This is a genomic window from Blastococcus sp. OS1-29, from assembly GCF_057628075.1.
The window spans coordinates 391,508-412,983 of record NZ_JBXXJK010000002.1 but is presented as its reverse complement, the minus strand read 5'-3'; the positions used below and the strand labels follow the sequence as shown (position 1 = coordinate 412,983).

At 70.7% G+C, this 21,476-nt stretch carries 21 protein-coding genes; 6 read left to right on the top strand and 15 right to left on the bottom strand.

All coding sequences use genetic code 11. The annotated features are described in order from the left end of the window. Positions 1 to 141 precede the first annotated feature (141 nt). The 3 genes from AC2H4J_RS06675 (at position 142) to AC2H4J_RS06665 (ending at position 4,059) form a co-directional block, all read left to right on the top strand. Positions 142 to 1,170 (top strand): ABC transporter permease, encoded by a 1,029-nt coding sequence (locus AC2H4J_RS06675; RefSeq protein ID WP_487464067.1) that lies wholly within the window; start codon positions 142 to 144, stop codon positions 1,168 to 1,170. Positions 1,171 to 1,243: 73 nt separating this feature from the next. Then, the gene (locus tag AC2H4J_RS06670; RefSeq protein WP_487464066.1) at positions 1,244 to 2,407 is read left to right on the top strand and encodes a sugar ABC transporter substrate-binding protein; all 1,164 of its coding nucleotides are present in this window, start codon (positions 1,244 to 1,246) and stop codon (positions 2,405 to 2,407) included. A 68-nt stretch (positions 2,408 to 2,475) separates the two neighbouring features. Beyond that, on the top strand, positions 2,476 to 4,059 hold the full coding sequence (locus AC2H4J_RS06665) for a sugar ABC transporter ATP-binding protein (RefSeq protein WP_487464065.1): 1,584 nt from the start codon (positions 2,476 to 2,478) through the stop codon (positions 4,057 to 4,059). Positions 4,060 to 4,388: 329 nt separating this feature from the next. On the opposite strand, the gene AC2H4J_RS06660 is transcribed toward AC2H4J_RS06665, so the two are convergent. From AC2H4J_RS06660 to AC2H4J_RS06590, 15 genes are all read right to left on the bottom strand, one after another. Continuing rightward, positions 4,389 to 5,840 (bottom strand): aldehyde dehydrogenase, encoded by a 1,452-nt coding sequence (locus AC2H4J_RS06660; RefSeq protein ID WP_487464064.1) that lies wholly within the window; start codon positions 5,838 to 5,840, stop codon positions 4,389 to 4,391. Next, positions 5,837 to 6,037, bottom strand: a complete 201-nt coding sequence (gene thmT, locus AC2H4J_RS06655; RefSeq protein ID WP_487464063.1) for a 2-hydroxymuconate tautomerase — start codon at positions 6,035 to 6,037, stop codon at positions 5,837 to 5,839. The genes AC2H4J_RS06660 and thmT overlap by 4 nt, the downstream gene beginning before the upstream one ends. A 5-nt stretch (positions 6,038 to 6,042) precedes the next feature. Next, the gene (locus tag AC2H4J_RS06650; RefSeq protein ID WP_487464062.1) at positions 6,043 to 6,813 is read right to left on the bottom strand and encodes a 2-keto-4-pentenoate hydratase; all 771 of its coding nucleotides are present in this window, start codon (positions 6,811 to 6,813) and stop codon (positions 6,043 to 6,045) included. Positions 6,814 to 6,866: 53 nt separating this feature from the next. Next, the gene (dmpG, locus tag AC2H4J_RS06645) at positions 6,867 to 7,997 is read right to left on the bottom strand and encodes a 4-hydroxy-2-oxovalerate aldolase (RefSeq protein ID WP_487464061.1); all 1,131 of its coding nucleotides are present in this window, start codon (positions 7,995 to 7,997) and stop codon (positions 6,867 to 6,869) included. A 14-nt stretch (positions 7,998 to 8,011) separates the two neighbouring features. Then, positions 8,012 to 9,001, bottom strand: a complete 990-nt coding sequence (locus tag AC2H4J_RS06640) for an acetaldehyde dehydrogenase (acetylating) (protein ID WP_487464060.1) — start codon at positions 8,999 to 9,001, stop codon at positions 8,012 to 8,014. Between the two features lie 9 nt (positions 9,002 to 9,010). After that, positions 9,011 to 9,790 (bottom strand): 2-keto-4-pentenoate hydratase, encoded by a 780-nt coding sequence (locus AC2H4J_RS06635; RefSeq protein ID WP_487464355.1) that lies wholly within the window; start codon positions 9,788 to 9,790, stop codon positions 9,011 to 9,013. Positions 9,791 to 9,836: 46 nt separating this feature from the next. Then, a complete protein-coding gene (locus AC2H4J_RS06630; RefSeq protein WP_487464059.1) occupies positions 9,837 to 10,805 on the bottom strand; it encodes a PDR/VanB family oxidoreductase in 969 nt (322 codons plus the stop codon). After that, positions 10,798 to 11,463, bottom strand: a complete 666-nt coding sequence (locus tag AC2H4J_RS06625; protein ID WP_487464058.1) for an HAD family hydrolase — start codon at positions 11,461 to 11,463, stop codon at positions 10,798 to 10,800. Before AC2H4J_RS06625 ends, AC2H4J_RS06630 begins: the two co-directional genes overlap by 8 nt. Further along, positions 11,463 to 11,711: a hypothetical protein gene (locus AC2H4J_RS06620; RefSeq protein ID WP_487464057.1), complete on the bottom strand. Its 249-nt coding sequence runs from the start codon at positions 11,709 to 11,711 to the stop codon at positions 11,463 to 11,465. Before AC2H4J_RS06620 ends, AC2H4J_RS06625 begins: the two co-directional genes overlap by 1 nt. Positions 11,712 to 11,751: 40 nt before the next feature. Then, positions 11,752 to 13,008, bottom strand: a complete 1,257-nt coding sequence (locus tag AC2H4J_RS06615) for a Rieske 2Fe-2S domain-containing protein (protein WP_487464056.1) — start codon at positions 13,006 to 13,008, stop codon at positions 11,752 to 11,754. 90 nt (positions 13,009 to 13,098) lie between these two features. After that, the gene (locus tag AC2H4J_RS06610; RefSeq protein ID WP_487464055.1) at positions 13,099 to 14,907 is read right to left on the bottom strand and encodes a PEP-utilizing enzyme; all 1,809 of its coding nucleotides are present in this window, start codon (positions 14,905 to 14,907) and stop codon (positions 13,099 to 13,101) included. An 88-nt stretch (positions 14,908 to 14,995) separates the two neighbouring features. After that, positions 14,996 to 16,108 carry a PEP/pyruvate-binding domain-containing protein gene (locus tag AC2H4J_RS06605; protein WP_487464054.1) on the bottom strand — a complete coding sequence of 371 codons (1,113 nt, stop codon included), beginning with the start codon at positions 16,106 to 16,108 and terminating at the stop codon, positions 14,996 to 14,998. A 2-nt stretch (positions 16,109 to 16,110) separates the two neighbouring features. Beyond that, on the bottom strand, positions 16,111 to 17,181 hold the full coding sequence (locus tag AC2H4J_RS06600) for a histidine phosphatase family protein (protein WP_487464053.1): 1,071 nt from the start codon (positions 17,179 to 17,181) through the stop codon (positions 16,111 to 16,113). 10 nt (positions 17,182 to 17,191) lie between these two features. After that, positions 17,192 to 18,088 (bottom strand): catechol 2,3-dioxygenase, encoded by an 897-nt coding sequence (locus AC2H4J_RS06595; RefSeq protein ID WP_487464052.1) that lies wholly within the window; start codon positions 18,086 to 18,088, stop codon positions 17,192 to 17,194. Between the two features lie 14 nt (positions 18,089 to 18,102). Then, entirely contained in the window at positions 18,103 to 19,182 is a 1,080-nt protein-coding gene (locus AC2H4J_RS06590) for a catechol 2,3-dioxygenase (protein WP_487464051.1), read from the bottom strand. A gap of 100 nt (positions 19,183 to 19,282) precedes the next feature. Here AC2H4J_RS06590 and AC2H4J_RS06585 point away from each other — a divergent pair, with 100 nt between their 5' ends. From AC2H4J_RS06585 to AC2H4J_RS06575, 3 genes are read left to right on the top strand one after another with little or no spacing between them, the layout of a single operon-like run. Then, positions 19,283 to 19,942 (top strand): hypothetical protein, encoded by a 660-nt coding sequence (locus AC2H4J_RS06585; protein WP_487464050.1) that lies wholly within the window; start codon positions 19,283 to 19,285, stop codon positions 19,940 to 19,942. Continuing rightward, positions 19,939 to 20,718: an IclR family transcriptional regulator gene (locus tag AC2H4J_RS06580; protein WP_487464049.1), complete on the top strand. Its 780-nt coding sequence runs from the start codon at positions 19,939 to 19,941 to the stop codon at positions 20,716 to 20,718. The genes AC2H4J_RS06585 and AC2H4J_RS06580 overlap by 4 nt, the downstream gene beginning before the upstream one ends. Next, complete coding sequence (locus AC2H4J_RS06575) at positions 20,715 to 21,122, top strand: Rieske (2Fe-2S) protein (RefSeq protein WP_487464048.1); 408 nt, start codon at positions 20,715 to 20,717, stop codon at positions 21,120 to 21,122. The genes AC2H4J_RS06580 and AC2H4J_RS06575 overlap by 4 nt, the downstream gene beginning before the upstream one ends. The last annotated feature ends 354 nt before the right edge of the window (positions 21,123 to 21,476 follow it).

Sequence of the window (21,476 nt, the reverse complement as noted above, 5' to 3'; positions counted from 1 at the left end):
ACAGCCGTCATCGGGCTTTCGCTTGACGTGCTGTCAAGTGACCTGTCACCCTGTTAGCCCCGTCACAAGGCTGTACCAACAGGAGGCGCTCGTGCCATTCGTTCCCCGCTGCTCTCCGGGATCCTGCCGGGTGCCGCAGTCGTGACGACCGTGTCGCCCGGGGCCGCTTCGTCCGCCGCGTCCGCGCCGGCGGAATCCGCACCGGCGGACCGGGGCAGCCGGCGATCCCCGCTCGCCGACATCGGCGCCCGGTTCGCCGTCGTCGGCGTCTGGATCGCGCACATCGCGCTCTACGGGGCTCTCGAGCCCGACCGGTTCCTCACGATCGGCACATTCCAGACGATCTTCGCCAGTCAGCAGGCCCTGGTCTTCCTCACCGCCGCGCTCCTGTGCACCATCTGCGTGGGCGAGTTCGTCGACCTCTCCGTCGCGTCCGTGCTCGGTCTGAGCGCCACCCTGCTCCCCGTGCTGGTCGTGGACCACGGCTGGAACGTGTGGGCGGCGTCGCTCGCAGCGATCGCCGCGACCACCCTGGTCGGTGCGGTGAACGGCTTCCTCGTCGTGCGCCTGCGCGTCAACACCATCGTGGTGACGCTCGGGATGGGGACCCTGCTGCTCGGGGTGGCCCTGTGGCTGACCGACCTGACCACGAAGAGCGGCCTCCCCCGCGGGTTCGGCGAGATCTCGCTGTACCGGTTCGCGGGGCTGCCGGTGTCCTTCTACTGGGGCCTGCTGCTCATGCTCGGTTTCGCCTACCTGCTCACGTTCACCCCTCTCGGCCGCAATATGCGCTTCGTCGGTGCCAACCGCGAGGTGAGCCGGCTCGCCGGGGTCCGGGTCGACCGGATCCGGTTCGGCGCCTTCGTCGCCGCCGGGGTGATCGGTGGCATCGGCGGCGTGCTGTCGGCCGCCGCTGTGGGCGGGTTCGATCCGGGCTCGTCGCAGACCTACCTGCTGCCCACATTCGCGGCGACCTTCCTCGGCACCGCCGTGCTCCTGCCCGGGCGCTTCAACCCGCTCGGCACCTGGATCGCCGTCTACTTCCTGGCCACCGGGATCCTCGGCCTGAACCTGCTCGGCTTCACCGGCTGGGTGACCAGCGTCTTCTACGGCGGCGTGCTGGTGCTCGCCGTGACGATCAGCTCCGTCCTGAACCGCCGCTCGGGCTGACCCTCCGCGCGCCCCGCACCTCCCCAGTCCCGCGGGCTCCTCCCGCACCCCCCGTCGAAAGGTTCACCACCCGATGTCCACTCGCCGGACCACCCTCCTGAAGGCCGGCACCGCTGCCTTCGCCGCGATGCTCATGACCGCCTGCTCACCCGGCACGACCAGCGACAGCGGCTCCTCGAGCGGCTCGTCCAGCGGCGCGCACCCGGCGCTCGCCGAGGTCCGGGCCGACCTCGACACGGCCATGAAGCCGCGGGACGGCTTCGCGGTGCCCAGCGATCCGGTCGACCCGTCAGCGCTGAAGGGGAAGACCGTCTACTACATCCCGCTGACGGCCCAGGTCGGCGTCTTCCAGCTGTACGGCAAGCGGATCGGCGAGGCCCTCGACAGCGTCGGTGTCGCCCTGCAGATCTGCGACGGCGGCGCGAACCCCTCGCAGATCGGCGGCTGCCTCGACCAGGCGACGAGCGCGAAGGCCGCCGCGATCGTCACCGACTCGATCCCCTACGGGATGGCGGGCAACGGCATCGACGCGGCGCGCCAGGCCGGCATCCCGGTGATCATCGCCAACCAGGTCGCCGACGACCATCACCCGGCCGACAAGACCCTGGCCTACGTGAACGCGCCGACGTCGAAGATGGTCGCCAGCGTCGCCGATTGGATGATCGTCGACTCCGGCGGCAAGGCCTCGGTCGTTCTCCAGAAGGACACCGACAACCCCTCGACCGCCGCCTGGGGCGACGCGGGCGCGAAGGAGTTCGCCGACCGGTGCCCCGACTGCACGGTGGTGGTCAACGAGATCTCGGCGTCCAACTTCCCGCTCATCCCGTCATCGACCAGCTCAGCGCTCCTGAGCAACCCCGACACCGACTACGTGCTCAGCGAGTTCGAGGTGTTCGTGCAGCCCACCCTCGGCGGCATCCAGCAGTCTCCGAACGCGGCGAAGATCAAGGTCGGCGCGGCGGCCGCCTCGCTGGACGGCCTGAAGATGGTCGCCGGTGGCACCCAGCTGCACGCCGACGTCGCACAGAACTTCCGCTACCAGGGCTGGGCCACGGCCGACGCGATCTTCCGCATGGTCGCCGGGCAGAAGGTGCCCGAGTACGACGTGTCGTACCGGCTGTTCACCGCCGACAACATCGGCGACATCCAGGTGACCGCCGACGCGGAGGCCTCCGGCGAGTGGTTCGGCCCGACCGACTACCTGAAGAAGTTCGCCACCCTGTGGGGCCGGAATTGAGCCCTGCCACAACCGACATGGCCGTGGCTGACACCTCGGCACCCGCCCGCAGTGAGGAGGGGCCGGCCGTGCAGCGACTGACCGTCGAGGGCCTCTCCAAGACCTTCGGCCGGTACCGGGCGCTGCGCGGCGTCCACCTGGACGTGGCCCCCGGTGAGATCCACGGGCTGATCGGCCAGAACGGGTCCGGCAAGTCCACCCTGGCCAAGGTCCTCACCGGGTTCCACGCACCGGATCCGGGCGGCCGCGTGCTTGTGGACGGGACGCCCCTGCGGCTGCCCGTGCGGCTGCGGGAGGCCCAGGCCCGCGGTGTGGCGGTCGTCCACCAGAGCCTCGGTCTGGTCGGCGACCACACGGTCGTCGAGAACCTCCGGGTGGGCCGGTTCCGTGCCGGCCGGCTCACCCGGGCCATCCGGTGGCGGGAGGAGCGGGCGGCCGGGGCCGGCGTCCTCGAGCGGCTCGGCCACCCGGTGCCCCTGGACGCGCGGGTGGCCGACCTGTCCGAGGAGGACCGGGCGACCGTCGCGATCGCCCGGGCACTGCAGGACGCCGAGCCCGGCCGCGGCGTGATCATCTTCGACGAGTCCACCCGGTCGCTGAGCCGCAGGAGCATGGAGCACTTCTACGACCTGCTCGACGACATCGTCACCACGGGCACGTCGGTGCTGCTCATCAGCCACCACATGGAGGAGGTGCTCGAGGCCACCGACCGGGTCACCGTCCTCCGCGACGGCCTCGTCGTCGAACAGGGCCTCCGCACGGCGGACCTCACCGAGAGCGACCTCGTTCGCGCGGTGATGGGCCGGCCGCTCGAATCGCTCACCGCGGCGAGCGCGGCACCGGGCACGGTTCGCCCGGTACGCGACGGGGCGGCGGAGCCCGTCGTGGTCCGGGGGGTGTCCGGACGGCTGGTTGCCGCCCTGGACCTGGAGATCGGGCGTGGTGAGGTCGTCGGCGTCACCGGACTGGCCGACTCGGGTCACGACGAGCTGCCCTACCTGCTGGCCGGGGCGCACCCGGCCCGCGCCGGCACGCTGCAGGTCGGCGACCACGTCCTCGACCTGCGGAACGGCACGACGGCGGACGCTATGGCGGCAGGCGTGGTGCTCGTCCCCGAGAGCCGGGAACGGGAGGGCCTGGCGCTGGACCTGTCCGTCGCCGACAACATCCTCCTCCCCCGCCGTCGGGGCCGGGCGGCCGTCCTGCCGCTGGAGCGGCGCGCGGAGAATGCGGTCGTCGGGACGTGGGTGGCCGCACTCGACGTCCGCCCGCCGGACCCGAGCCGGCCGGTCGGCACGCTGAGCGGCGGCAACCAGCAGAAGGTCCTGCTGGCCAAGTGGCTGGCCACGGGGCCGGCGTTGCTCGTCCTGCACGAGCCGACCCAGGCGGTCGACGTCGGCGCGCGGCAGACGATCACGGCGGCCGTGCGCACGGCGGCGGCCGAGGGGCGCGCGGTGCTGGTCGCGGGCAGCGACGAGACGGAACTGACGATGCTCTGCGATCGCGTGCTGGTGTTCCGCGACGGGCAGCCGGTCGCCGAGCTCTCCGGGGACTTCAGCCCGGACGACATCACCACGTCGCTCTTCTCCGGGCACATCCGCAAGTCGCTGCGCTCGAAGGCCCGGCCGGAACCGACACCGCACGTTCCCTGAGCCCGGGACGACCCGGCCCGCGGCGCCCCCGATCGGCATGCTCGCGGGGCGCCGCCGGGTCCGGGCCGGCCGAGCGTCAGGAGGCGCTGGGCAGGACCTCCGCCCGACCGGCGTCCTGGCGCCCGACTCGCGAGCCGCCACCGAGGCCCGCGAGCTCCGCTCGAGCGGCACGGCGCGCGAGCTGCACCGGGTCACCAGAACGCCGGTGCACCCCCTGTCGCCACTGACCACGCAGAGTCTGCGCGAGGCGCTCGACGACGAGCATGGGCGACGGACCCGTCAGCAGGTCGCCCCTGCGCACGAGGCTGCCGCCTGCAGGCCGGAGGCAGTCACGTGGCTTCGCGGTCGATCTGCATCACGACAGCCTTCGGCTCGGTGAAGAACTCGCGGCTGAAGTTGCCGCCCTCGCGCCCCACTCCGGAGTCGCCGACGCCGCCGAACGGGGTGCGGAGATCGCGGATGAAGAAACAGTTCACCCACACCGTGCCGGCGCGCAGCCGGGAGGCCACGCGGTGCGCTCGCGAGAGGTTCTCCGTGAACAGCATGGCGTTGAGCCCGTAGCGGGTGTCGTTCGCGAGGCCGACCACCTCCTCCTCGGAGTCGAACCGGTTGACCACGCAGACCGGACCGAAGATCTCTTCGCAGTACGCGGGAGCGGTCAACGGCAGGTCGGTGATGATCGTGGGACGCACCAGCCACCGGCCGTCCTCGTCGACGCCGCCGGTGAGGATCTTCCCGCCGTCGAGCCCGACGCCCTCGACGTAGGACGAGACCTTCTCGAAGTGCTTGCGGCTCGCCAGGCTCGAGAAGCGTGTCCGCGGGTCGAACGGATCCCCGATGGTCAGCGCTTCGGCCGCCTCGGTGAACCGCGCCATGAACTCGTCGTAGATGCCCGAGGCGACGAACAACCGCGACCCGGCCAGGCAGACCTGCCCGGAGTTGCGGAAGATCGCCTCGACGGCCCAGTGGACCGCGTTGTCGAGGTCGGCGTCGTCGAACACGATGTTGGCGCCCTTGCCGCCCAGTTCCAAGGAGACCGGTGCGAGGTGGCCGGCAGCGGACGCCATCACCCTCCGCCCGGTCGCCGACGAACCGGTGAACGTGACCCGGTCGACCCGGTCGTCGGCGGTCAGCGAGGACCCCGCCGGGTCGCCGTGCCCGTTGAGCACGTTGAGGACCCCCGGGGGCAGGCCGGCCTCGACCGCGAGCCTGCCGAGGAGGGTCACCGAGGCCGGAGTGTCCTCCGAGGGCTTGATGACACAGGTGTTGCCCCAGGCGATCGCCGGGGCGATCTTCCACGTCGCCATCATCAGCGGGAAGTTCCAGGGGCTGATCGCCGCGACGACGCCGGCGGGCCCGTACTCGCTGTAGGAATGGTGGCCGGAGTCCATCGGGTAGACCTCGCCGCAGTGGTCGCGCTGGTGGTCGGCGAAGAAACGGAAGTTCCACACCGATCGCCCCACGTCGTGCTTGGCCTGGTCGAACGGCTTGGCCATGTTCGTCGTGTCCAACGTGGCGAGGTCGTCCGCGCGCTGCTCCATGAGATCGGCGAGCCGGTGGATCGCGGCCGCCCGCTCCACCCGGCCCATGCGCGGCCACGGCCCGTCGTCGAAGGCGTGGCGCGCGCTCGCCACCGCCCGGGCGGCGTCCTCCGGGCCTGCCTCGGCCGCCTGGGCCCACACCTCCTGCGTCCAGGGATTCCAGACGTCGAAGCGGGCGCCGTCGGTCGATTCCGCCTCCTCGCCGTCGATGACGTGGCCGAAGAACTGCAGCTCGCTCACGTCGTGCCTGCCCTTCGTTCCGCGATGGTCACGTCGCCCGCGGCCCAGTGCGTCGCGGGAACCTCGCGGATCACGACGCGGACGGAATCCTTGGGAGCCCCGACGGCATCGACAGCCGCCTGGGTCAGTCCGGCGATGAGTGCCCTGAGCTGGTCAGGACTCCGCCCCTCGACCATGGTCACCTCGATGAGTGGCATCGCGATCAGTCCTCCCCGCCGTTGAGGAAGACCGACCCCAGGTGGGTGAAGTGGAACGCGACGGAGGCGCCCGGCGGTGCGAAGACGGCGTCGGTCATCCCTCCGGTGAGCACGATCCAGCCGGCCTCGATCGCGTGACCGCGCCGGGCGAGATCGTTCGCCGCCAATGCCAGAGCCTCGCCGGGATGCCCCTGGACGGCCGCGCCCGTGGCCGAGTCGACGACGACGCCGTCGACCTCGACGAGTGCGGCCTCGAGCGAGAGGTCGAGACCCGACGGCGGCAATCCGACCGGGCCGGTGACGAACGCCGCGGACGATGCGTTGTCGGCCGCCACGTCACCGGCCGTGAACCGGAAGTCCCGGAAACGGCTGTCGATGATCTCCGCCCCGCCCCACACCGAGTCGACGGCCGACATCGCCTGGGCGCAGGTCACGCCTGGTCCCTCGAGCCGTGCGCCCATGAGGAAGACGATCTCGGGCTCCACCCGAGGATGGATCAGGCGCGACTGGGGAACCGGGTCGCCGACCGGCAGGACCATCGCGTCGGTGAGCCACGCGACGAACGGGAAGTGCACCCCCATGCGGCGCTGCTTGGCGCGGCTGGTGAGGCCCAGCTTGACCCCGATCAGCTTCTCACCGCGCTCGAGCCGCTTGTCCAGGTTGAGGTCCTGGATCCGGTAGCCGGTCTCGAGATCGAGCTCGGGCCACTCGTCGGTGAACGGCGGACGCTCGATGCGTTCGTCCTCGCAGCGCAGCAGTTCGGCGGCGACGGACACGACGTCCCAGCCCCCCGGCGGCGCCGGGGCCGGACCTGCGCTCCCCCCGGCCATCACCGGACCCCTGCGCCCGCGAGGTCGCCGAGCTCCTGCTCCTGGGCGAGCTGGACGGCGATGTCGATGATCATGTCCTCCTGGCCACCGACATAGCCGTACTCCCCCACCTTCTGCAGGATCGCGTGTGCCGGCACCCCGTACCGTTGCGCTGCCCGTTCCGCGTGGAGCAGGAACGATGAATAGACCCCGGCGTACCCCTGGGTGATCGACGCCCGGTCCATCCAGGGCAACCGTGGGATGAACGGGCGGACGACCTCCTCGGCGGCCGACAGCACCTCGCCCAGGTCGACACCGGTGCGGACGCCCAATCGGTCGAAGGTCGCGGCCAGCACCTCGGTGGGCGAGTTGCCGGCCCCGGCGCCGAGGGCACACAGCGCCCCGTCGATCTGCCGGGCACCGGCCTGGTAGGCCAGCACGGAGTTGGCGATGCCGAGGCTGAGGTTCTGGTGACCGTGGAAACCGACCTGTGCGCCGTCCCGGTCGATCTCGCCGACCACCGCCTCGACCCGCGCCTGTGCGTCGGAGAGCACCAGGGCACCCGCGGAGTCCACGACGTAGACGCACTGAGCGCCGGCATCCACCATGATCCGCGCCTGCTGCGCCAGAACCTCCGGGGTGGCCCGGTGCGCGAGCATGAGGAACCCGACCGTCTCCATCCCGAGCGCCCGGGCCTCGCCGAAGTGCTGGATGGAGACGTCCGCCTCGGTGCAGTGCGTAGCGATCCTCGCCACCGATGCCCCCACGGCGTGCGCACGGCGCAGGTCGTGGACGGTCGCGAGGCCCGGCAGCATGAGGATCGCGATCTTGGCGCGGGCCGCCTCGTCGACCGCGGCCGCGATGAGGTCGAGCTCGTCCACGAGGCTGAAGCCGTAGTTGAAGCTCGAGCCTCCCAGCCCGTCGCCGTGACTCACCTCGATCACCTGCACGCCCGCGCGGTCCAGGGCGGAGACGACGCCGCGCACCTGCTCGACGGTGTACTGGTGGCTCATCGCGTGCGAGCCGTCTCGCAGCGTGGAGTCGGTGATCCTGAGATCGGTCGGGCCGCCGGCGGTGGGCAGGTGCTCCCGGACCTCGCTCTCGCTCACCTCCCGCGTGACCACGGGGACGTCCTCCGGTCGGATCGTCATGTCGGCCATGGCGGTCAGACACCTGCCCTCTCGGCGCTGTTCTCCGCGAGGTCGCCGAGGTCGGCGGCGGACTTCCAGGACGAATCGACGCCGAGCCGGTGGGCGAGCATCAGGTCCCCGACCCGGGCCGCGGCGGCGGTGATGATGTCGAGGTTGCCGGCGTAGTCGGGCAGGTAGTCGCCGCGCCCCTTCACCTCGATGGGGATGAACACCCGGGCCTGGTTGCGCCACGCCTCCCGGGCGGGGTCGAACTGCGGGTCGGCGCGCAGGTGGTACCCGGGCACGTACTCCTGCACGGTGGCGACCATGGCGTGGATGGATTCCACGATCCGGTCCTGGAGCTCGCCGGCCTCACCGCCCTCGGGCGGGATGGCGCAGAACACGGTGTTGCGCATCATCAGCGGCGGTTCCACGGGGTTCAGGATGATGATCGCCTTCCCGCGCTCGGCGCCACCGACCGCCTCGACGGCAGCCGCCGTCGTCTCGGTGAACTCGTCGATGTTGGCGCGGGTCCCCGGACCGGCGGACCGGCTGGAGACCGACGCGACGATCTCGGCGTACGGCACCGGGACCACGGCCGAGACCGCATGGACCATCGGCACGGTCGCCTGGCCGCCGCAGGTGATCATGTTGACGTTCAGGGCGTCGAGATTGAACGAGAGGTTGACCGGAGGGCACAGGTAGGGCCCGACCGCCGCCGGCGTGAGGTCGACGGCGAGGATGCCGGCCTCGGCGTAGCGCGGGGCGTTGGCCTGGTGCGCCTTCGCCGAGGTGGCCTCGAAGACGATGTCGGGTAGCTCGTCCTGGGCGAGCAGCCAGTCGACCCCTTCCGCACTCGCCTCGAGGCCCATCCGGGCGGCCCGGCGCAGCCCGTCGGACGTGGGGTCGACGCCGACCATGAAGCGCGGCTCGATGATGTCGCTGCGGCGCATCAGCTTGAACATGAGGTCCGTGCCGATGTTGCCGGGGCCGACGATGGCCGCCGTGCCTCTCGTCCTGGTCATCTGGTCCTCTCAGTCGGTGGCGAACCGGGCGGTCACGGAGCCCAGTCCGGCGAAGGTCGCGGTGACGGTGTCCCCTGCGGCGACGGGGACCATGGCGCACACGGAGCCCGGCAGGATGACGTGGCCGGCCTCCAGGGTCACGCCCCGGGCGCCGAGGGTGTTGGCGAGCCAGACCAGGGCCGTGATCGGCGAGCCGAGAACGGCCCCGCCGGCCCCCGTCCCGGCGACCGAGCCGTTGCGGGTCATCACCCCACCGGCGAGGCGCAGGTCCACCTCGCGCAGGTCCGTCGGAGTGGAGCCGAGGACGACGGCTCCGGAGCTCGCGTTGTCGGCGATCGTGTCGAACAGCCCGATCTTCCAGTCCTCGATCCGGCTGTCGACGATCTCGAGGGCGGGCAGGACGAAGTCGACGGCGGCGATGGCCTCGTGGACGGTGACGCCGGGCCCGCGCAACGGTGTGGCGAGCACGAACGCCACCTCGGGCTCGATCCGGGGCTGGAGGAACCGTCCGATGGGGATCGGCGCGTGCTCGAGGTGGAAGAAGTCGTCGAGGAGGTGGCCGAAGTCGGGCTCGTCCACACCGAGCAGGCGCTGCATGGCCGCGCTGGTCAGCCCGACCTTGTGCCCCTTGACCGTCCGTCCGCCGCCGATGAACTCGTGCATCTGCAGCAGCTGGATCGCGTAGGCGTCCTCGAGCGTCATGTCGTCGTAGGTCGTGGTCAGCGGGGCGATCGCCTTGCCGGAGGCGTAGGCCTCGAGCAGCTGCCGGGCGGCCTCGGACCGGGTCATCTGGTCCACGGCATCTCCTCCTCGCAGGGGGCCGGGCGGACGCCGGTCACAGCTTCAGCTCGAGCCGGGGACAGGTCGGGCGCGAGACGCAGATCAGCATCCGGTCCATGGCGGCCTGTTCCTTCTTGGTGAGGACCAGGTCACGGTGGTCGACCGTGCCCGTCACGATCGGGGTGAGGCACGACCCGCAGATGCCGTCGCGGCAGTCGTTCTCCACCTCGACACCGAGCGCGAGCACCTTCTCGAGGATGTTCGCCTCCGGGGGCAGCCGCAGGGTGTGGCCGGACTCGGTCAGGACCAGCTCGTAGGAGTCCGCGTCCATCGGCGGGGCCGTCTCGGTCTCGACGCCGGTACGGCTGAACAACTCGAACCGCACGACGTCCTGCTCGGGGCCGAGCACGGCCGTCGCCGCTCGCTCGACCGCCTGGAGGAGACCGACCGGCCCGCAGACGTACACCAGACCGCCGTCGGGCAGGGAGCGGACGATCGCCTCCAGGTCGGGACGCCCGTCGACGTCCTCGGCGAGGAAGGTGCACCGCGGGCCGATCGCCTCGAGACGTCGGCGGAAGGCCATCGAGGAGGCGGTGCGGCCGCCGTAGACGAGCTGGAACGGCCGATCCTGACGGGCGAGCTGCTCGGACATCGCCAGGAGAGGGGTGATCCCGATCCCGCCCGCGACGAGGGCGTACGCGGGAGCGTCCTCGAGCTGGAAGTGGTTCTTGGGCCGGGTGACGAGGAGTCGGTCACCCACCCGCAGCTGGTCGTGGATGTAGGTCGAACCGCCACGTGATTCCGGCTCTCGCAGCACCGCGATCTGCCAGGAGGACCGGTCGCCGGGGTTGCCGCACAGCGAGTACTGGCGGGTGGTGCCGTCGGGGACGTAGACGTCGATGTGCGCGCCGGGCTCCCACATGGGGAGCGGGTCGTCGCTCTCGATCCGGGCCAGCCGCAGGGACACCACGCCCTCGGCCTCCCACGTCATCTGGGTGACGCGGAGTTCGCGCTGCTCAACCACGACGTTCCTCTTCCGGCAGACCGAGCAGGGCCCGGACCGCGGCGAATGCCGCGTCCGGCCGGGCCGGGTCGAACCACACCGACGGGATACCGAGGGCCTCGGCTCCCCGGATGTTGGCCATCTGGTCGTCCAGGAAGACCATGTCGCCGAAGTCGAGGCCGAGCCGCTCGGCGAGGATCTCGTAGAGCCGCGGGTGCGGCTTCCAGTAGCCCTCCACGGAGGCGTCGACCAGCACGTCGACGTCACCGACGATCTCGATCTCCTCGACCCACTGCGGCGAGTGGAAGGTGCGCAGGTCGTTGGTGAGGATCGCGACCGGGTGGCCGGCGGCCCGGGCGTCACGCACCAGGGCGCGAGCTCCCTCCCGCACCAGCTCCGGCCGGGCCGGCTCGTAGAGGTGCGCGATCATCGCCGTGATGTCCGGGCCGGTGCCGCCGGCGTCGTGCCACTCCCGGGCCCGGTTCGCCCAGTAGGCCCGCTCGGTGATCCGGCCCTGCTGGAGGTCGGTCCAGCTCGGGTCCGGGCGCGCCGCGGTCGCGAGCGGCCCCCGCTCGAAGAGGAGCTCGTGGGCCGGCGTGCCCGGACGGCCGCCGACGAGCTCGAAGGGCGTCAGCAGCACGGGGCCACCGAAGTCGAGGACGAGCGCGGGGGCCCCCATCAGTGCTCCGGTTCCTCGATGATGGCCCGCGCGAACAGCACGACGTTGCCGGTCCACCGGCAGCCGGCGCACCAGGTGAGGAAGATCCGGTCGGCGCCGCTCCACCACTCGGAGACGAGTCCCCGCTCCAGCGACGTGGCGCACATCGGGCAGAACTTCGGCCGGTCCAGCAGGTGACGCGCGGCGTCGGGGGCGAACCAGTCACCGGCCGGCGGCAGCCGGTGCGGGTCCGGCGGGAGCGAGGGCATGGGCCGAGGGAGTGCCGCGCGGCCCTCCGTCTCGTCCAGGTCACGCACCGGAGGCAGCCTTCTCGCGCGCCGTGGCCGCGGCGTGGTGGAGGGCGAGCAACTCCTCACGGATGGGGCTGTAGCGCATGGATCCGCCGTTGATCCACGCGTCGATGAAGTCGGTGCCGGCGCCGAACTTGTCCTTCTCGCAGGGCAGGTGGATGACGTCGTGCTTCTCGCGGACGACGCCCGGCGGGTCCTCACCGTCCTCGACCGCCGCCATGGCCTCCTTGAACATCTTCCGGAGCATCGCCACGCCCTGGTCCGAGCGGCCGAGGTGCTCCTGCGAACGGTCGGTGATCGCGCCCTGGGAGACCCAGGCCATGACGTCCTGGCCTTCCACGTAGTCGGTGATGAACTCGCCGTCCGCATCGCGGAAGGGGAACTCGTACACGACCGGCCGCTCCTGCTTCGCCCACTCGCCGCCCTCGGGGTGGTGGAGGGTGTAGAAGAGCTTCCACGTGGTCGTGTCGTCGATCGGCACCCGGATCTGCATCTGGTCGATCCACATGCCGCCGACGCGCATCCCGTACGGGAACATCAGCGGGTGGCCGATGGCCCAGTCGTCGTTGTCCTCGCCATGACCCTCGAGCACGCGGCGCTTGATGATGCCGTACTCGAACTCGTCGAACGCCACCTTGATGTGCTTCTTCTGGAAGGACTTGGGGGCCTCGAAGCCCTGGGTCTGACCGAGGAACTCGAAGTAGTAGCCGTGCAGCCACTCGACGTGGTGCGGGTCCACGGAGTTCTCCATGATCTGCAGCCAGTTGCACGGCAGGGTCGCGGTGCCCACCTCGCGGATGCCGTCGAGGACGTAGACGTCGAACCGCGGCAGTTCCGGCACCGGACCGGGGCCGACGTAGACCCAGACCATCCCGCCCATCGTCTGCGCGGACCCCGCCTTGGCCTTGATCTTGTCGCGGAACGTGGTGTTGTCGTTCTCGGCCGGCTGCTCCACGCACTGGCCGGTGAAGTCGTACTTCCAGCCGTGGTAGCCGCAGCGGATCCCGTCCTCGTGCACGACGCCGTAGGTCAGCGACGCGCGGCGGTGCGGGCAGGACTCGCCGATGATCCCGTACCGACCGGACGGCGTCTTGTAGAGCGTCCAGTTCTCTCCCAGCAGCCGCACCGTCTTGCTGGGCTTGACGTCGAAGTCCGCTTCGAACGCGATGGGGTACCAGTACCGGCGGAGGAGCTCTCCCATCCTGGTGCCCGGGCCGACGCTGGTCAGCTCCTCGTTCTGCTCCACGGTGAGCATCTGTTCGTTCTCCTTCTCTGCCTGGACCCTGGTGACGATCCGGGCGGTCGGGCGGGCCCCGCGACGCCGACGGTCGCGGGGCCTCGAGGGCTACAGGATGGTGACGGTGCCGGTGTTGCCGTCGACCCGGATCATCTGGCCGGTCGTGATGTTCTTCGTCCCGAACGCCGTGCCGGTCACGGCCGGCAGGCCGTACTCCCGGCAGACGATGGCGGCGTGACTCATCATTCCGCCGACATCGGTGACCGTGGCCTTGATCTTGCCGAAGACCGGAGCCCAGGACGGCGCGGTCAGCGGGGCGACGAGGATCTCGCCGTCCTCGATCTGCCCGATCTGGTCGGCGGAGGAGATGACCCGCGCCGGACCCTCCACGAGGCCCGGTGAGGCCGCGAACCCGGTGAGCACGCCGTCCTTCCCCGCGTCCCCCGTGTTGAGCCACGCCGTGACCGAGTCGGAGGTGATGCCCCAGAGCATCACCGTGAACGGCTCGGTCACGACCTCCGGCGGAACGCCGAGCGCGGGCGGCCCCGACCACTGCTTGAGCGCCTCGTGGATGGCACGACGCCGCTCGATCTGCTTCGGCCAGTAAGCGGGACCGCGCGCGGGGGCACCCACGGCCCAGGCGGAATAGAGGTCCCACAGGACGTCGGCCAGCTCGTTGCGCCGGAACATGAAGACGTCGTCGACGTCGACGATGAAGCCCGCGGCCTGCAGCACCCGGCCCAGATCACGCATCTTGCGCCACAGGACCGAGTGCGCCCAGTGCTCGACGTAGAAGTTGTGGTTCTCGACGTACGGGAACACCGTCCGCGACAGACCCAGCTTCGCGTCGAAGGCGGCGCGGTCCTCCTCGGAGTCGAGCAGGTCGCGGTACTCGCCGACGACACGGTCGCGCTCGGCGTGCAGCGCCGCGACCGGCCGGTCGAGGTCGACGCCGTCCTTGACCTTCGCGATGTAGTCGGTGATGTACCCCAGCGGCACCTCGACGTTCTCGATCCAGATCTTGTCCGAGTGGTAGAAGCCGGAACCGGTGGAGAAGTTGAACCAGGGCTCGGCGGACTTCTCCCACTCGGCGATCCACGACCGCCCGACCTCGTCGGACTCGAGCTTCTCCCAGACCTCAGGCACGCCGCCGGCGGTGAACCGGTCGTCGATCCCGCTGCTGACCGCGAGACGCGCGAGCTTCTTGAGCTCGTCGTCGGGGCGGAACAGGTCGACGTCGACGCCGGCGACCATCTTCGCGATCGCCAGGTCCGGGATGGAGGGGAAGGCGGCCTTGCAGAATCCGAAGAAGTCCAGGTAGGCGGCGTACCCGAGGTTCAGGAACTCGAAGTGGTACTGCCAGAGGGTCATCCCGAGGTCGAGCAGCCGGTGGTAGGTGGCCAGGAGATCGTTGCCGGACCCCTTGCCGGCCCCGGACGTGATCACCTCCAGGTCCTCCATCGCCGGCAGCGGGGCGAACCGCAGTTCGGTCATCTCCTTGACGAGGCTCCGGATCTTGACCAGCCAGTCGTCGTAGAGCCGATCCCAGTTCTGGAAGTAGAACCCCGCGCGCTCCATGAAGAGGGGAACCCGAGCCTCGATCTCCTCGGCCGGGGCCGGGACGGGGCTGAGGTACACGTAGCCGTTGAGGATGCGGTAGTCGACGCCGTAGGCCGGCGGTATGATGTAGTGCCGCGTGTTGTACTGCGACAGCCCCCCGAAGGCGAACTCGAGGAACGTGGTGTCCCACGGAGTCAGGGCCTCGGGCCAGTGGACGCCGTCGTGGAACCAGAAGCCGCCGTCCTCGTAGTCGCGGCGCTCCTCGGAGAAGAGCGTGGAGTAGGAGTAGAGCTCGTGCCACCCCTCGGCCCCCGCGGGGGTCTCGATCTCGAAGGGGCTGGGGAATCGGTCGGCCACTGCAGACCTCCTGTTTAGGTCGTGTGACGAGGGACGGGTTGGCTGTGCCGCCCGTGTTCCGCACGGGCGCGGTGTTACCTGACCCGGGTCAGGCCGGCTGGGCCGGCCGACTCCCCCTCCGGGCGTACAGCGGATTGACGAGCGTGTCCACGATCGAGGACACGAGGTCGGACGTGGCGCTCACCTTGTGTGTGCGCTTGCTCCACACCGTTTCGGGCCGGGCCTGGAGCAGCACGACGTCGCGGCCGGCCGGCAGGTCGTCGTCGACGGCCCACTCGATGTCCTGCGGGCAGCCGTAGTGCTTCTCCGCGGTGCGAGCGAGCCGGGCGATCGCGACGATCTCCTCGTCGGTGAGCGACGGCACGTCCACCTGGTGCTCGGGCAGGGGGACGCGCTCGACCCTCGGGCACTCCGGCGTCCCGTCCTCGACGAGCAGGTGCGCATGCGTCTTCGGGCTGATCGTCCGGCGGCTGATCGACCACATGACCTTGTCGACGAGGAAGTTGTCCGGCGTCACGTCACCGGACACCACGCCCTCACCGAACCCCCAGGCGGCGTCGATGCAGATGCCTGAGCGGTCCCCGTTGGTCGGGTCGAGGGTAAACGCCACACCGGCGGTGCGGGGGCGCACCATCTTCTGCACCGCCACGGCCATGTCGACCTTGTCGTGGTCGTACCCCTTGTCGATGCGGTAGGCGATGGCCCGCTCGGTGTAGAGGCTCGCCCAGCAGGCCCGGATCTTGTCGAGGACGGCGTCGGCGCCGCAGACCCACAGGTAGGTGTCGTGTTCACCGGCGAACGAGGCGTCCGGGGAGTCCTCCACGGTGGCCGACGATCGGACCGCCACCGGCACGTCCTCGACCCCGCACTCGGCGCAGAGGTCGGCGTACATGCGCCGGATGCGGCCCTCGTGCACCTCCGGCAGGGGCCAGCTGCGCACCAGCTCCCGGATCTGCTCGGCGATCCTCGACAGGCTCGCCGAGTCGGTCAGGTCGACGTAGTCGAAGAGCTCATGGATCCGGGGCGGTAGGCCCGACGCCTGCTTGGCCTCCGCGAACACCTCGGTGGTCACCGCGAAGCCGGGCGGGACCGGCAGGCCGGCCTGGCTCATCGTGGCGAGCGAGGCGCACTTGCCGCCTACCAGCGTGTGGTGCTCGGTGGTGAGCCGGTCGAAGGGGATGGCGGTGAGGCGATCGGTCATCGTCACTCCTGGAAGCGGGGGTCGGAGTTGGGCGGCAGGGCGTCGAGGTCGGGTACCGCGACCTCCTGGACCCGGTTGCGGTAGAGGACCAGCGCCGTCGCCCCTCCGGCCAGGAGGCGCACACGGACGAACTCGGTGTTGAACGGCTCGCCCGGGTCGTAGCCCATGGCGGCGGTCGCGAAGGCACGGATCGGGCCGGAGTGGGTCGCGACGACGATCTGCTTGGCCCGGGTGTTCTCCCGGATGGTCGCCATCCCGCGCCAGAACCGGCGGACGCAGGAGACCGGCGGCTCGAAGTGGAGCATCGGCATGGTGAGCCAGTGGGTGATCGGATCGCCCCCGCCCTGCTGGATCCCCCAGAAGCGGTCGACGTCGACCAACCAGCCGGGCCGCTCGCCCAGACCGACCCTCTCGTACTTCTCCAGCTCCCGGTGGTAGACCCGGAAGGCGCTGGTCACGTCTCGGGGGCCCGCGGGAGTGGCGACCTCGAAGTTGCGGAAGTTGGAGTCGTCGTGGATGTCGCCGATGGACGCCTCACGACCGAACATGCGCACGTTGTCGAGCAGGCCCCGCCGCAGGTGTTCCGCGGTCTGCCGGGCACGGTTGGTCGGGGCGCAGAGCACCTCGACGGCCGTGCCGTCGGTCACCCGGCGCGCGAGCTCCTGGCCGCGACGGTGCGCCTGCCAGGACCCGAGCGGCGTGAGGCCGGACTCCGAGGAATACCCCTGGGTCTCGCCGTGCCGCACCAGGTAGACGTCGCAGTCGACCGCCGCGATCTGATCCCGCCTCTCGGGCACGATCTCCTTGGTCCGGGTGACCTCGGCCCAGGCGCGGGAGGAGCCCACCACGTCGCCGTCGTACATCACCGGGTCGCTGCGGTGGTCGCGCTCGCGGAACCGCCTCAGGTACAGCGGAACGTCGTCGTCGGTCTCCCCGGCCGGCTGCACCGGCGCCGCGCGGCGGGAGAGATGACGGGTGAGGTAGCCGGGCGGATCAGGACGCTCCGTCCGCGGCAGGGCGGGCGGAAGTCCCTCAGCGGGGACGGGCGGACCCGTACGGTCCTCGACGGTCATCTGCCCGGCCTCAGCTGTGCACCGTGAGGAACTTCTGGTTGACGACGCCGTCGTAGTAGAACATCGCCCGCCCCATCTCGGCCTCGGTCCACGTGATGGGCTCCGAACCGGGGTCGACCCAGTAGCCGCCCGTGAACATCTCGTTCCGGTTGCCGACGGGGTCGAAGAAGTACAGGCACTGACCGCGGGTGGCGCCGTGCCGGGTGGGATTGGTCTCCACGTTCACGCCGTGGTAGACGCACACGTCGGCGGCGTTGCGGAGGTCGTTCCAGCCGTCGACCCAGTAGGCGAAGTGGTGCAGCCCACCGTTGGGTCCGGTGATGAAGGCGATGTCGTGCGACCGGTGGGACACCTCCAGCCAGCTCGCGATCTGGTAGCCGTCGTCGCCGAGAACCTGCTCGGTGAGCCGGAAATCGAGGTTCTCGCAGAGGAACCGGGTGTTGGTGTCCACTTCCTCTGCGGTCAGGAAGACGTGGTCGACGCGGGGCGGAGCGATTCCGACCAGCCCCATCGGGCGCGGCGGGGGGTTGGTCTGCGGCAGCAGGTTGCCGACCTGCTGCATCCCGTGGACGAGTTCCATGTCGTGCCCGCTCGGCAGGGAGAACCGGATCGCCGCGCCGTGACCCGGAGCCCACTCGTCGGGGGCGTACCGGCGCACCTCGACGCCTGCGGTCTTCAGCCGGAGCTCGTAGTGATCGAGGTCTTCTGCGTCGGTGACCTTGAACCCGAAGTGGTTCAGCCCGTGGGTGGGCTCGAGGGTGAGGACGACGCTGTGGTGCTGGTGCTCGTCCCAGCACTTTAGGAAGACGCGCGAGGCGTCGCGGCCCGTCTCCACCATGCCGACCACCTCGGAGTAGTAGGCGGTCGCGAGCTCGAGGTCGGGAACGCGGATCTCGACGTGGGACATGCGCAGGATCGTCATCAGGTGTGCACTCTCATGAAGCGGTCGTTGAGCTCGCCCTCGTAGTAGAAGACGGCTCGGCCGATGTTGTCCTCGGTCCAGGTCAGGGTCGGGAAGTCCGGGTCGGGGCGGTAGCCGCCGGTGAAGACTTCGTTGCGGGTGCCGAGCGGGTCGAAGAAGTAGATGGTGGAACCGCGCGTGACGCCGTGACGGGTCGGTCCGACGTCCACCTGGATGCCGTTGAAGGCCAGGACATCCGCGGCGTCGCGGACGTCGTCCCAGTCGTCGAGCCAGAACGCGAAGTGGTGCAGCCCGCCGTTGGGGCCGTGCACCACGGCCAGGTCGTGCGGCGAGTGCGACCGCTCCAACCACGTGCCGAGCTGGTGCCCGTTCCCGTCGAGGAGCTGCTCGGTGATCCGGAACCCGAGGACGTCCATGTAGAACTGCGTGGAGTCCCCGACCTCCTCGGCCGTGATGAGCATGTGGTCCATGCGCGGCGGCGCGATCCGGTCGCGCGGGGACGAGTCGTGACCTCCGCCGATCGGGTCGCGCCGGCTCGGCCGCGTCGTGCCCACCTTCTCCACGTCCGCCACGAGTTCCATGACGTGCCCGCTCGGTGTGGAGAACCTGATCGACTCACCCTGGCCCAGGCACTCACCGCGACTGACCCGTTCGACGGGGAAGCCGAAGCGGGAGACCTTCCGCTCGAGGTCCGCGAGGTCGTCCTCGTGGTGGACCTTGAAGGACATCAGATCCATGCCGACCCGGGGCGCGTAGCGCAACCGGAGGGAGTGGTGGTCCTCCTCGTCCCAGCACTTGAGGTACACGGAGTCATCGGTGCGAGCCGTGACATCCATGCCCATCACCTCGGTGTAGTACGCCGTGGTGAGGTCCAGGTCGGTCACCGTCACGTCGACGTGGCCGAGACGCAGGATCCCGCGTGGCGGGCCGGCCACCGTGCTGCGGCGCGCCTGACGGGTGTCCGACGGATCGAACCGTGCGCCGTCCGGTGGGGCACCCGGCATCGTCGTCCGGGTGGTGCCGGGCGGTGTGCCCTCAGCCAGGTCACCCTGGGCTGTGACACCGTTCACAGGAGGCATGTGGGAGAACGTAGGGGACGGCCGAGCCGCCGGTGGGACTCTGTTCCGCTGTCCGGAACAGGTTCTTGCGGCGGTGCGATCGACCGGCCACGCTGCACCTGTGCCGGCCCCCGCTGCTCACGACGGTCCCGAGGCGATGCGCGAGATCGTCCGGGACTACGTCCGTGCCGTACACGGGGCGTACCTGGACCAGGCGCGGCAGCTGCCGCCGGCCGAGCAGGGGGCACTGCCGCTGCTGGCCGCGTCCGGTCTCACCGTGGTCGCTGCGGCGGGTCGGCGCCTGCACCTCGTCGCGACGACCGACCGACTCCCGCGGCCCCGGGGCCAGGAGGTCGAGCTCTCCGACGAGTACGAGGGGACGGCCTGGACCGTGCGCTTCTACGACCCGTCCGTGCTTCCCGAGCTCGGCGTCCTCGCCGAGGACACGCCCGAGGCGGTGCGCCGGGCGCTCGGCATCAGCGACGCCGTGTACCACCTGACCCTCGACATCGGCGGTGCGCTCTCCGGGCACCACGCGCAGCACTCGGGAGTCGCCCTCGTCAACCAGCACACCCGGATCGCCCGCGACCTCGCACGCCTGCGGCGGGCGTACCCGGGCCGACTCGCACTGATCGACGAGCTGGCCGTGTGTGCCCGGATCGGCCTGGAGCGCGCGGCGGCTCTCCTGACCCACGAGCTCACGTCGGGCCGGGTCGAGCCGGCGGCCGGGCGGCCGGCGGCGGCGTGCGTCGCGGCCGCGGTCGAGGACATGGGCAGATGACCGCCGCCGCGCGACCGCATCCCGAGACGCTGACGGGCGTGGCCAGCGCCGCCCGGATCCTCCGTGAGTTCGGCAAGCACGACACCCAGCTCGGCGTCAGCCAGCTCGCCCGCCGCGTCGGGGTCGGCAAGAGCACCGCGCATCGCATCATCTGGACACTCGTCGAGGAGGGTCTGCTCGAGAAGGTCCACGAGACCGGGCTCTTCCGGCTGACCGCGACGATGCGCTCGCTCGGGGCCAGCGCCGAGACTGCCCAGCGGTTGCACGAGGCCGCGACGATCCCCCTCGACCACTTGCGCACGCTCACCGATGGCACCCTGCACGTCGGCATCCTCGACGGCGCCGACGTCCTCTACGTCGAGCGGCGTGAGGGCCCGGGCGCGATCTCCGTCTTCCGCTCCGTCGGTGCTCGCAACTCGGCGCACCTGACCTCGAGCGGCAAGGTCCTCCTGGCGTACCTTCCCCCCGACCAGCAGCAGGGCCTGGTGGCCGGCATGCGCCTGACCGCCAAGACGCCGCGGACGATCACCTCGCGGTCGGCCCTGGTCGCCGAGCTCGGCAGGGTCCGTCGCCAGGGATACGGGGAGAACCGCGGAGAGTCGCAGCCCGGGATGTGCTCGATCGCCGCCCCGGCGCGCGACCCGCTGGGCCGGGTCGTCGCCTCGGTCTCGGTGGCGAAATACGTCGACGACGTCGATGCGGGGATCGGGTACCTGGCCCCCACCGTGGTCGAGACCGCCAAGCGCATCTCCGCCGGGCTGGGGTGGCAGGAGTGACCGGCGGGTGGGAACGCGTCTGCCGGGTCGAGGAGGTCGACCCGGGGCATCCGGTCGGACGGATCGTGGGCAGCTCCGGCCAGGACCGCGATCGGGTCTGCGTGGTGCAGCGTCCCGGTGGGGACTACGTCGCTCTGCTCGACCGCTGTCCGCACCGCGACATCCCGCTCTCGCGCGGCACCGTCAAGGACGGAGTGTTGACCTGCGCCGGCCACTTCTGGCGGTTCGACCTCTGCACCGGCGAGCGCACGGACCTGCCCGAGCAGCGCACCACGATGTACCGGACCCGCGTCGTCGACGGCTGGGTGGAGGCGCTGCTGCCGCCAGCGGCAGCGCCGCGCTCGATGCGCCAGTGGTTGCTCGCCGAGGCGAGACGACAATCGGCTCCGGCGGACGACGGTTGACATCGGCCGTCCGTGGTCGCAGCGGCGGAGCCGGCTCCAGCTGCGTTCCGGTGGCCGGGCAGGTTGCCCGAAACTGTCATTGCTCTCCCCCCGGCGTATCCGGTCCGGGAGGTCGGCACGGCAGCAGCCTGTGCGGGACCACCGCGCAGCTCCCCCGGCGACGACGTGCCCACCGGGCGCATCTCGCCGAGGTGCACCGAACCGTCAACGACGGTGGGTGCGGAGCGCCCGGGCGATCCGCAGCGGCAGGCCCGCAACCAACGGAGCGCGGCGGCCCGGGTTGACGTCGCGGCCGGGAGTTGTGCTCACACTCCTCCCCCGACCGCACGCCTTCCTCGCGGCGATCATCACCAC

Coding starts and splice junctions, on each gene's coding strand:
- AC2H4J_RS06670 (WP_487464066.1), top strand. CDS start 1,244: ATGTCCACTCGCCGGACCACCCTCCTGAAGGCCGGCACCGCTGCCTTC.
- thmT (WP_487464063.1), bottom strand. CDS start 6,037: ATGCCACTCATCGAGGTGACCATGGTCGAGGGGCGGAGTCCTGACCAG.
- dmpG (WP_487464061.1), bottom strand. CDS start 7,997: ATGACGATCCGACCGGAGGACGTCCCCGTGGTCACGCGGGAGGTGAGC.
- AC2H4J_RS06640 (WP_487464060.1), bottom strand. CDS start 9,001: ATGACCAGGACGAGAGGCACGGCGGCCATCGTCGGCCCCGGCAACATC.
- AC2H4J_RS06635 (WP_487464355.1), bottom strand. CDS start 9,790: ATGACCCGGTCCGAGGCCGCCCGGCAGCTGCTCGAGGCCTACGCCTCC.
- AC2H4J_RS06625 (WP_487464058.1), bottom strand. CDS start 11,463: ATGGGGGCCCCCGCGCTCGTCCTCGACTTCGGTGGCCCCGTGCTGCTG.
- AC2H4J_RS06620 (WP_487464057.1), bottom strand. CDS start 11,711: ATGCCCTCGCTCCCGCCGGACCCGCACCGGCTGCCGCCGGCCGGTGAC.
- AC2H4J_RS06615 (WP_487464056.1), bottom strand. CDS start 13,008: ATGCTCACCGTGGAGCAGAACGAGGAGCTGACCAGCGTCGGCCCGGGC.
- AC2H4J_RS06605 (WP_487464054.1), bottom strand. CDS start 16,108: ATGACCGATCGCCTCACCGCCATCCCCTTCGACCGGCTCACCACCGAG.
- AC2H4J_RS06600 (WP_487464053.1), bottom strand. CDS start 17,181: ATGACCGTCGAGGACCGTACGGGTCCGCCCGTCCCCGCTGAGGGACTT.
- AC2H4J_RS06595 (WP_487464052.1), bottom strand. CDS start 18,088: ATGTCCCACGTCGAGATCCGCGTTCCCGACCTCGAGCTCGCGACCGCC.
- AC2H4J_RS06590 (WP_487464051.1), bottom strand. CDS start 19,182: ATGCCTCCTGTGAACGGTGTCACAGCCCAGGGTGACCTGGCTGAGGGC.
- AC2H4J_RS06580 (WP_487464049.1), top strand. CDS start 19,939: ATGACCGCCGCCGCGCGACCGCATCCCGAGACGCTGACGGGCGTGGCC.